Source organism: Vibrio limimangrovi (assembly GCF_054064025.1).
In genome coordinates this window covers 42,265-49,227 of sequence record NZ_JBSUGF010000020.1, presented here as the reverse complement: position 1 = coordinate 49,227, position 6,963 = coordinate 42,265, and the positions used below count along the sequence as shown (strand labels likewise).

The following is a 6,963-nucleotide window of genomic DNA, read 5'->3' as shown; positions in this document are numbered from 1 at the left end:
AGTTCATTGAAACCTAATTTGAAACCGAAGTTTCTAATTGGATTATCATCAACGAGTGCCCACACAGATTGATAGGTTCTTATTTTTAAAGAGCTATTCTGACTCGCTCGCCGCTTTCGCGTCTCGGTGTCAGGGGTGCGTATCTTACGCTTCCCGATTTGAGAGTCAAGCATTTTTTCAAACTTCTTTTTCTCTCGTTTCCGACTCGCTGCGTGACTTTCGTCTCACTCCGTGTCGGTGGATGCGCAGTATAGGGAGTTGAGAAATTAGCACAACCTTTTTTTTAAAAAAAACTTTCAAACGGTCACTTGTTAATCAATACGATAAAAATCGCATATTTCTTCGTCACATTTGAGACATATCACAGCAATTGGTTGGAAAAACACCAACCATATACGTAAGATTCATGTGTCTATTATGTTAATAGGCAAACGATCTCTTTATCATCTATGTGTAGTAATCAAAATGACGTCTAAAAAAAATCTGATTTCATGTGCCGGATTGGCCGTCATTGGGGGAGTGATATTCTCTCAATTCGCCATTTCACCCGCGCTAAGCTTTCTTATCGGTGTTGTCGCTACTGCTTTTCTGTTTTCATTTTCTAGCCAAACACCAACCGATCAATCAACCGACGCTGAACCGTCAACGAAAACTTTGTATGTAGGCAACCTACCTTATAAAGCCAATGAAAATCACGTGCGCGACTTATTTGCAGAATATGGGCAGGTCTATGCTGTGCGCCTGATGAAGGATAAACGCACCGGTAAAAGAAGAGGATTTGGCTTTGTTGTAATGGCAGCGGAAGATGCTAAGCCTGCCATCTCTAAGCTAAATGAAAGAGTCTACCTGGACAGAACGCTTAAAGTCCGTATTGCTAACGATCCTAAACATCCTGAAGACGATAAACTTGAACAGGACTAAATCCTAACTTCGCCAGACAGGTATTCAGTGCATCTTCTTGCCAAGGAGGTGCACTGGCATAAATTTGCTTTTCCCCTTCTTCGAACGTTTCGTTCATTTGTTCACTGCACAGTAATGCTTTCACTCGGCGTGCAATTGCCTCCCCTGAATCAACTAATGCAACGTTTCCACCCAGAGCCTGATGGATCTCTTCTTTAATAAGAGGAAAGTGTGTACAGCCTAGTACCGCGACATCGACTTTATACCGTAGTGGTTCGAGGATACTTTCCAGCTCTGAAATACAAACTTCTTTACCACGTAGCTTTTCTTCGGCGATGTCGACTAAACGGGTTGAGCCAAGTAGCTCCACAGATTTACCCTGAGCATAATCTCGAATCAATTTGTGGGTATATTGCCTAGTGACAGTGGCAGGTGTCGCTATTAATCCCACCCCTTTGGAGGCAAGTAATGATGCAGGCTTAATGGCTGGCACGACACCGACGACAGGGATAGACAGCTTTTCACGCAATGATGGCAGAACGATGGTACTCGCGGTATTACAAGCTATAACGACGATATCAACCTTATACTCATCGACTAACGCAGAGACGAACTGGTTCACACGCGAGATAAGAACACTCTGTTCCAGCTCACCATATGGGTAAGCCTGATTGTCGAATATATAGAGATAGTCCAGTTGAGGCAAAAGGCGATGTATTTCTTTAAATACAGATAGCCCGCCAACACCAGAGTCAAACACTAGAACTTTTTTCTTATCCGCTACTCGCACGAGTCTTACCTAAACAATACAAACGCTGCGATCATACTCTCTGGATTTGTTTTGGCAATGCATTGGCTTGGTATCTTTGATGACTGAACCTCTCCCCTATCTCGACGCCTAACTTAACCAGTTCTATATGACCTTGAAATGAAGGGGTGGATGTCACTAAGGTATGGAACTCGCCATCTTCCCCACAGGGATCGACATGACTTGGTAGCGACTCGACTAACGTTTTGTCATACCAACGACCGCACCAATCTGATGATAGTACTTGACCATCCGTCGTTATCAGCATGGTTTGAATACCGCGAACAATGATTTCCAACGCCAATGCTTTGCTGTCTTCCCCCATCAAAGGAAAGACACATTCCCACCCTGCTGGCTCAATGTAGCTACGTCGATAGTCGGCGATACCATTACAGAACATATCTCCAAAAGCGACTGCTTCTATGTTTAGCCCACTCTCAGTCAATGCATTAACAATGGTGGATTGATACACCTGATTGCTTGGAAAGACTTCGGGTAGCTCGATTTTGATAAGAGGTAAGTGCAATAAGTCAGCTTGCATCTGCACAACTTCAAGAGGTGTCGCTTGAAAGGGAACTTCGTCGTCGACATAAGTTGTGTAGAGTCCAACAACCTTATAATTGGGGTTTTCTTGCAACCTTTCTAACGTCAATGTGGAATCCTTGCCACTCGACCAGCTAATCATGACTCGTTTAGGTTTACACATGATGTCTCCATACCGATTAGAGATAGAAAAAACCGCCCGAAGGCGGTTTTAGTACATCAATACGGTTAGAATTGGTAACCGATGTTTAAGTAGTAAGCACGTTCTGCTGCTGGATAACCCAACGCCATTTCATACTCTTCATCAAACAAGTTATCGATTCGCGCACTAATGGTTGTTGACTCATTTGGGTAGTAAGTGACAGCCGTATCCACCAGTGAGTAAGAAGGCATGTACACGTCCTGAGACGGCCAAGAGTTGTAGTCAACATCTGGGCGCTTGCCTACGTATAGATAGCTAATTGCCCAATCAACTTTGTCAAAGTTCACAACCGCGTTCCACTTATACATTTCTTTGGCACGACGTTGCAGCTGCTCACCATTATCATCTTCGGCGTCTTTGTAATCCGCACTCAATTGATGCTGCACAATACCAGTTTCGAACTCAGCAACCAACTCAACGCCTTGAATGTGAGTTTCACCGTCAACATTCAGATACTTGTATGTCGTTGGATGGTAGTCAATAAGATCAGTGATCTTATAGTCATAACCCGTTAGTGACCAGAAAACGCCTTGTACATCACCACTAAAGCTGATTTCCCATGCATCAGATTCTTCCGGCTTAAGGTCTGCTTCACCGTAAGTTGGGTCGTATTGCTGATAAAGGTTAGGCGCTTTAAATGCGGTACCGAAAGAGGCTTTAGCACCAAACTCTGGAAGGAACTGGTAACCTGCTGCCAGACTGTAAGTAAACTCACTGCCGTACTCTTCGTTATCATCGATACGGGCACTACCTTCGAACATAGCATTTTCAATAGTGGTTGTTGCCATGCCAAATAATGCGCCATTGGTGCGATCGAACGTTTTATTTGCGTTCTTATCAACATAAGACTCGTCACGCCAATCAATACCACCAGCAAACGTTGTATTGGTGTTTAGAAGATAACTGTTAGTCCACTGCACATTTTGCTGCTCTAGCTCGTCTTCTGAACCCGAGTGCTTACCTGACGCTTGCTCGTAGTCCCATGACTTCTGCTTTTGAGCCGTAACTTGTAACTCGGACATCAGGTTGTCAGATTGGTATTTACCTCCAATCGTTGCTGAGAAGTCAGCTTTCTCTGCTTCATAGTAACCACGACTGCCGTAGCTACTGTCATACTGATAGACATTCTCGTACGCACGAAGGTTACCAAATGCAGACCACTGTTCATCAAAGTTATGTACGTAGCCAATCAGGCCATTCTTACTTTCAAAACCATGGCGGTCACCATCGTTTATCCCAGCGACAGGACGAACGTTGTAGCCTTCGTCGCTTTCTGTCCCCAATGCAAGATTTAACTGGCCACTGTCACCGACTTTAATACCAGATGCGACACTAAGCTCCTGATAATCCAGACTGCCGAGGCCTGCGCTCAACTTAGTTCCTTCATCTTCAGTACGAGCCACCGTGATGATATTAATAACACCGCCAATCGCCTCGGAGCCGTACAACGACGCCCGCGCACCGCGCACATACTCAATGCGCTGAACATAAGTCAGAGGGATCTGGTTGAAATCAACCGCACCTTTTGCTGCACGCGCAAAACGAACTCCATCCACCAGTACCAAAACTTGGTCTGAACTAGTACCACGTACATACAGAGAGGCCAACTGACCACGTCCACCATTTTGTGATACCTGAATACCCGTAAGTCGACGCAGTACATCTGGAAGCGTCTTCGCTTGGATACGGTCTATATCCTGACGGGTCACCACTTCCACGTCGGCAAGCGTATTGCTTTGCGCTTGCTCAAAACGGTTAGCAGTAACAACGATGGTTTCGTCAGCGGAGGTTTCTTGGGCCTGTAGAGAAGAAACAGGTGAAAGCAGCGATGCCAGAGTGATCGCCAATGCAGATTTTTTCATTGTATTGTCCTAAATCGCGTAATTACATCTGAGCCCTACCGTTGTCGGCAGTCCAGTGCTATGGCTCAGTTGCTGGCAAGTATTCGGACTTAAGAGCCTGGCTTTTACCCCACCTACTCGCTCGACTTCCCACATCAAACCATGCAGTGTCTAAATAAGCTTTCGTTCTCTTTTACCGCTGCGCGTCAGTTCTGGACTCTCACCAGATTCCCATTTCAGCCATCTAGATTGCTAGATAGCACCAGCTTGAGGCAAATACTATTCAGCTATGGATTATTTGTCCAGCCAATATTGCCCTTAGTAATATTAATGTTTTCTGATTGGTTTTCTCACAGCGTTATACGCACTATCTTTAAACCAATTCCGGTACAAAGCTGGACATAACGATGAGATTGAATAAAATCTGCGCTCTTAAATTGAATGCACCATAAAAGGTAAGATCATGGCGACTCTTGATGTAAACCCACAACGCTACCAAGAACAACTGGCTGAAAAAGTCGAACGTCTCACTGATATGTTCACGCAATACAACGTGCCAGAGCTGGAAGTGTTTGAATCACCAGAGCAGCATTACCGTATGCGTGCTGAGTTTCGTGTCTGGCATGAAGGTGAAGACCTGTACTACATCATGTTTAATCAGGAAACTCGTGAAAAATACCGAGTTGACCAGTTCCCTGCAGCCAGTCGCCTGATTAATGACTTAATGCCTCTATTAATTGAAGCGATGAAAGACAATGATTCACTGCGTCGTAAGTTATTTCAGGTGGATTTTCTTTCTACGCTTAGCGGCGAGATTCTGGTTTCTCTGCTTTACCACCGTCAGCTTGATGATGAGTGGATTGAAAATGCCAAAGCGATGAAGCAACGCCTGAATGATGAAGGATTCAACCTCAACATCATCGGCCGCGCACGTAAGATGAAAATCATCCTCGATCAGGACTACGTAGTTGAGAAGCTGGACGTTAACGGCCAAACCTACATTTACCAACAAGTTGAAAATAGCTTTACGCAACCAAACGGTAAGGTAGCTGAAAAAATGCTGGAATGGGCGGTAGACTGTACCCAAGACAGCACGGGCGACCTACTTGAACTTTACTGCGGTAACGGCAACTTCTCACTGGCATTGGCGCAAAACTTCGATCGCGTGTTGGCAACCGAATTAGCGAAACCTTCGGTACATTCTGCACAGTACAATATCGCTGCCAATAAAATCGACAACGTGCAAATCATTCGTATGTCGGCAGAAGAGTTTACTGAAGCGATGGAAGGTAAACGCGAATTCAATCGTCTGAAAGAAGCGGGTATCGATTTAAAGAGCTACAACTGCAACACGATTTTTGTTGATCCACCTCGTTCAGGTATGGATATGGATACCTGCAAAATGGTGCAAGGTTACGAGCGCATCATGTACATTTCTTGCAATCCTGACACTCTGAAAGAGAACTTAGACATCTTGAGCGAAACACACAAAATCACGCGTTTTGCTCTGTTTGATCAGTTCCCATACACCCACCATATGGAAGCTGGTGTACTGCTGGAGCGCAAGTAAGCGATGTAAAAAAAGCGAGCTCAACAGCTCGCTTTTTTATTTAACCTCTGCGGTGTTATTCCGCTGAAGTTTTGCTTTTGTGTTCCATAAAGCCAAGCTTCTTACCGATCCATACAAGTAGGAGCATAGAAACCATGATGGCAAAGAAGTTTGAACCTGCTTCTGGGTATTGCGCTTTAACAAACGCTGAGTGACCAAATGCACCTACAAAGAAACACGCCAGTCCAACCAATGGGATATCTTCCGATACCGGGTTGTTAAGGTATTCTTGGTAAAGCGCCTGTACTGCCAGCACAAGTGCAATCAATGGGAAGATTGAGAAAGAGACTTCGCTCATCGTCAACCATGACAACAGAGCATCACCACACACACCTGCAACCAACGCTAAAATCAGCGTTTTCTTTTCAGATTTATTTCCATTCGACATTATTCTATCCTGCCTTTTAATCGGTTACGTTCACGTTCTTTGCGATACCAATAAGCCCCTTTGGCTATCATTCGCAATTGCATAATCAATCGTTCCGCGAGTTCATCTCGCTCACGTCGATCTAAATCTAAAGCTTCAGCACCCGAGCTGAATACCAAAGTCACCGACGCCTCTGCTTGAGTATACGCCTCGTCTCTGGTCACGCCGGAGCTCATTAAGTACTCGGTTAATTCTGCCGCAAAATGCTGAATTTCTCGAGCGACGGCAGTCCGAAATTCAGAGGAAGTGCCAGAACGCTCACGCAGCAATAAGCGAAATACGTTTGGACTACTTTCAATGAATTCCATAAAGGTTTCAACCGAAGTTCGAATCACACTCCCTTCTTTGACAATCCGCTGACGCGCCTGGCGCATCAATTGGCGTAACAGCAACCCCCCTTCATCGACCATCGTTAAGCCTAGCTCGTCCATGTCTTTGAAGTGGCGATAAAAAGAAGTGGGGGCAATTCCGGCCTCTCGGGCAACTTCTCGCAAGCTGAGACTGGAAAAACTGCGATCCGCACTTAATTGACTAAATGCCGCATCGATCAGTGATCGACGTGTCTTCTCTTTCTGCTGTGCGCGGATTCCCATCGATTTCATTCTTAACTTGCTCTTTTTCTGTAGGGTACAA

7 protein-coding genes and 1 riboswitch are annotated in these 6,963 nt (G+C 45.1%); of the genes, 2 read left to right on the top strand and 5 right to left on the bottom strand.

The window, feature by feature from the left end; translation table 11 throughout:
* Positions 1 to 465 precede the first annotated feature (465 nt).
* Positions 466 to 921 (top strand): RNA recognition motif domain-containing protein, encoded by a 456-nt coding sequence (locus ACWYU8_RS20900; protein WP_457521668.1) that lies wholly within the window; start codon positions 466 to 468, stop codon positions 919 to 921.
* On the opposite strand, the gene murI is transcribed toward ACWYU8_RS20900, so the two are convergent.
* The 3 genes from murI to btuB all read right to left on the bottom strand — a co-directional run bounded on the left by murI (position 884) and on the right by btuB (position 4,315).
* Positions 884 to 1,690, bottom strand: coding sequence for a glutamate racemase (gene murI, locus ACWYU8_RS20895; protein WP_457521667.1), 807 nt, complete (start codon positions 1,688 to 1,690; stop codon positions 884 to 886). The genes ACWYU8_RS20900 and murI overlap by 38 nt on opposite strands.
* 31 nt (positions 1,691 to 1,721) lie before the next feature.
* Positions 1,722 to 2,414 (bottom strand): Dph6-related ATP pyrophosphatase, encoded by a 693-nt coding sequence (locus tag ACWYU8_RS20890; RefSeq protein ID WP_457521666.1) that lies wholly within the window; start codon positions 2,412 to 2,414, stop codon positions 1,722 to 1,724.
* Positions 2,415 to 2,479: 65 nt separating this feature from the next.
* The gene (gene btuB, locus ACWYU8_RS20885; protein ID WP_457521665.1) at positions 2,480 to 4,315 is read right to left on the bottom strand and encodes a TonB-dependent vitamin B12 receptor; all 1,836 of its coding nucleotides are present in this window, start codon (positions 4,313 to 4,315) and stop codon (positions 2,480 to 2,482) included.
* A gap of 57 nt (positions 4,316 to 4,372) precedes the next feature.
* Positions 4,373 to 4,574, bottom strand: a riboswitch (cobalamin riboswitch).
* Between the two features lie 183 nt (positions 4,575 to 4,757).
* On the opposite strand from btuB, the gene trmA reads away from it, so the two are divergent.
* Positions 4,758 to 5,864: a tRNA (uridine(54)-C5)-methyltransferase TrmA gene (gene trmA, locus ACWYU8_RS20880; protein ID WP_457521664.1), complete on the top strand. Its 1,107-nt coding sequence runs from the start codon at positions 4,758 to 4,760 to the stop codon at positions 5,862 to 5,864.
* Between the two features lie 55 nt (positions 5,865 to 5,919).
* Here trmA and ACWYU8_RS20875 read toward each other — a convergent pair whose 3' ends face one another.
* Together ACWYU8_RS20875 and fabR are read right to left on the bottom strand one after the other, a co-directional pair.
* Positions 5,920 to 6,291: a YijD family membrane protein gene (locus ACWYU8_RS20875; RefSeq protein ID WP_457521663.1), complete on the bottom strand. Its 372-nt coding sequence runs from the start codon at positions 6,289 to 6,291 to the stop codon at positions 5,920 to 5,922.
* The gene (gene fabR, locus ACWYU8_RS20870; RefSeq protein ID WP_457521662.1) at positions 6,291 to 6,932 is read right to left on the bottom strand and encodes an HTH-type transcriptional repressor FabR; all 642 of its coding nucleotides are present in this window, start codon (positions 6,930 to 6,932) and stop codon (positions 6,291 to 6,293) included. The genes ACWYU8_RS20875 and fabR overlap by 1 nt, the downstream gene beginning before the upstream one ends.
* Between the last annotated feature and the right edge of the window lie 31 nt (positions 6,933 to 6,963).